General features: G+C 48.7%; 3 protein-coding genes. All 3 read right to left on the reverse strand.

Features of this window, described 5'->3' with window-relative positions; all coding sequences use genetic code 11:
- Positions 1 to 951 (reverse strand): ABC transporter permease (locus tag AC1WIP_RS13425; RefSeq protein ID WP_481142303.1); only part of this gene is annotated, 951 nt, incomplete at its 3' end.
- Positions 938 to 2,680 (reverse strand): ABC transporter ATP-binding protein, encoded by a 1,743-nt coding sequence (locus AC1WIP_RS13430; RefSeq protein WP_481142304.1) that lies wholly within the window; start codon positions 2,678 to 2,680, stop codon positions 938 to 940. The genes AC1WIP_RS13430 and AC1WIP_RS13425, both read right to left, overlap by 14 nt.
- A gap of 3 nt (positions 2,681 to 2,683) precedes the next feature.
- Positions 2,684 to 3,235 carry a MarR family winged helix-turn-helix transcriptional regulator gene (locus AC1WIP_RS13435; protein WP_481142305.1) on the reverse strand — a complete coding sequence of 184 codons (552 nt, stop codon included), beginning with the start codon at positions 3,233 to 3,235 and terminating at the stop codon, positions 2,684 to 2,686.
- Between the last annotated feature and the right edge of the window lie 107 nt (positions 3,236 to 3,342).

Here is a 3,342-nt window from a genome sequence, read left to right on the forward strand (position 1 = left end):
GCTGAATTGTCTGGCATAGACGATAAACGCGGAAATAACACCTACAGAAATCAGCCCATGGATGGAAAAATATCCCCCGAAAGCTGCAATGATAACGAACCCGATATTGCCGATACAGTTCATGACCGGCCCCATGACGCCGCTGAAAACATCGGTCCTAATTCCTGCTTTGGTCAGGGAATCTGCTGTCTTACAGAAATCCTCCATGGTAATTTCCTGGTGATTATAGGCCACAACTGTATGGTAACCGGACACCATCTCTTCCACCGTCCCGTTGAGCCGTCCAAGCAGCATCTGTCTTCTTCGCGAAAACCTGCGCACCTTCGCTGAAAGAAGCTTGGTTGCCCCCAGCGTCAGAATTACCGTTACACAGCTCAAAAGAGCAAGCTGCCAGCAGTACCACAGCATGATAGCCACTGTTCCGATGATCGTAAGGACGCCCGAAAACAGGGAGGGCAGCGACTGGGAGACCGTAGAGGAAATATTTTCAATATCATTGGTCATACGGCTCATAACATCGCCGTGAGAATGGGTATCCAAATACCGGACGGGAAGATCCATTATTTTCCCGAACAGCTCCTCCCGCATCCGCCGCACAATACGCTGACTGAGCTTTGCACTGATCAGCCCCTGCAGCAGCTGGCCTGCGCTGTAAAGAAGATAAACCACAAGCATGAAAAATACAGCATAGAAAAGATTACCCGCTCTCGTTCCTGCAATGATATCAATGGCATTACTCTGCAGACTGGGCGCATAAACGCCGCAGAAAGTTCCAAAAATCACAACGGCCAGCATGACAGCCGCCATTATTTTCTCCCTGACAAAGTAGACGACAATCCGTTTCAGTGTGGCGCCCACATTTTCGGCATGCTCCACCTCCATAAAGCGCTCGTGGCGATTCATGCCCGGAATGTTTCTCTCCGGCAATTTCTGTTTTTCAGGCGTACTCATGCGCAACCTCCTCTCCCATTTGAGAATCATAAATATCCCGATATACCGCACAGGACCTGAGCAGTTCCTCATGTGACCCACAGGCTGCAATCCGTCCCTTTTCCAAAACCACAATCCTGTCCGCCTGGCGTACTGAGACAATTCTCTGTGCAATGATAATCTTTGTGCTATGGGGACTTGCCTTTTTCAGCGCCTCATGCAAAGCGGCCTCGGTTTTCAAATCCAGTGCGCTGGCAGAATCGTCCAGGATCAGAATTTCCGCCGATTTCAAAACAGCCCGTGCAATAGATAAACGCTGTTTCTGGCCGCCGGACAGGCTCATCCCCCGTTCCGCCACAAGGGTTTGATAGCCATCAGGCGAAGCGGAAATAAAATCATCCGCCTGGGCTGTTACAGCTGCCGCTTTGATCTGTTCTTCTGAAGCATCCGGCGCACCCCATGCAATATTTTCCCGGATCGTCGCACCAAACAGTTCGCTTTTCTGCAGCACCACCGCCACCTTTTCCCGCAAAACCTTTTGTCTGTATTTTCTCACGTCCACGCCGTCTACCAGCACAGCCCCTTGCGTAACGTCATAAAACCGGGGAATCAAATGGATCAGCGAGGTTTTTCCGCATCCGGTGGCCCCCATGACAGCAATGGTTTCTCCGGGAGATACCGTCAGATTAATGTGGTCAAGCACAGGCTGGCTGCTGCCCGGATAGGCAAAGGATACATCCTTAAATTCCACTGCTCCCCGCGTTATCGTTTTCCCTTCAAAGCTGCCATCCTCCAAAGCTGGAACGCTTTGCAGAATCTCCTTGACACGCTTCCACGATGCCATACCTCTTGAAATATTTTGGATCAACATCACAAGCATCAAAATACCGTTCAGAAGCTGTGTGGTATAGGTAATTGCCGCCATAATGACTCCCGGCGTTGTTTCGCCGCTTCCCGCCTGAAAAGCTCCTATCAGCAGAATTATGGCAGCCACAATATACATAAGCCCGTTGATGGCGGGATTCATAAAGGCAAAAATCACAAGCACCTTAAGCTGCGTCTTTACAAGTTCACCATTGGCCTTCCCAAACCGCATCTTTTCATAGACTTCCCGCACACACGCCTTAATGGTTCTGATACCGGAAATATCCTCCTGCATAATCTCGTTCATGGAGTCCAGCTGCGCCTGAAGCCTAAAAAATAATGGATTTGCCTTCACCATGCAGAAAGCAAGGCATCCCACAATCACCGGGAAAGCGCAAAGCACAACCATTCCAAACATATGGTTTAAGCAAAACATACAGTATATACTTCCAAAGGTAAGCATGGAGGTACGGATCATTCCCCGCGCAAACAAAGATACAAAGTTCTGTACCTGGGTGATATCATTGGTCACTCTGGTTACCAGCGCACCTGCGCCAAAATCATCCATCTGGGGAAAAGAAAATGTCATGATCTTGCGAAAGCAATCCTTTCGAATCTCATTTCCGATATTCTGCGCCGACATATGGACAAACGCATTGTTGAGCGAGCCGCTAAGACCGCCGAACAAAACCAGCCCGATCATCCCAAGCCCAAGCTGCCAGATCAGACGCAGATCGCCAACATTATTATTGTTTAATCCCAGTACTCCTTCATCTACAATCCGGCTCATGATTCCAGGCTGAACCAAATCCATAGACACCTCGCCAATCATAAAAAGCCCGGCAAGAATGACAAAGAAAAGGTATTGCTTTACATATCTCCACATAGCCTATTCTCCTTCGCTCTTCCGGTTTTTGCTGCCGCGCCCATGCCTCCCACAGCCATGCTTCCGCAGACCTTCACACGCCCCCTGATAACGTTCCGACCAGTCCCGATTAAGCTTCTCAAGCTTCTCAAGCAATTCCGCCTTTTCTCTCTGCGTCAGGCAGGAAAACATTTCCTCATGACGCCTGATCCGCTGTGTTTTTGCCTCCTCCGCGCGTGCTTTTCCCTCCTGCGTAAGGATGATATCGGTGATTCTTCTGTCTGCTTCACTGGGAATGCGCCTGATATATCCCGCATTTTCCAGCTTTGCAGCCACTTCGCTGACCGACCCCGGCTGAATACCCAGCCTGTGGGTGAGCTCCCGCTGCGTGACAGTGCCGCCCAGCTCATTCAGAACCATCAGAGTACGCCTTTGGCTTCCTTTTCCTTCATATAAAGAACGCATCACATGACTTAAATCACGCAGATTCATAATAATTTTATCATTGACATCCTCACCTTCATAGCGTGATTGACATTCCGTACTTTGTTCCTGGCTTTTTTCGTCATTTTGCATTTCTCAGTCTCCTTATCAAATATTTTGGTACCTTAATATTTTACCTGGTTTTTTTGCAAAATGTCAAGGTACCTTAATAATATTTGAAAATTTTGTGCATTTTTCCC

It is taken from the genome of Acetatifactor sp. (genome assembly GCF_982438285.1).

Excerpts from the sequence above, each read along its gene's own strand:
- AC1WIP_RS13435 (WP_481142305.1), bottom strand. The coding sequence starts at position 3,235 with ATGCAAAATGACGAAAAAAGCCAGGAACAAAGTACGGAATGTCAATCA.
- AC1WIP_RS13430 (WP_481142304.1), bottom strand. The coding sequence starts at position 2,680 with ATGTGGAGATATGTAAAGCAATACCTTTTCTTTGTCATTCTTGCCGGG.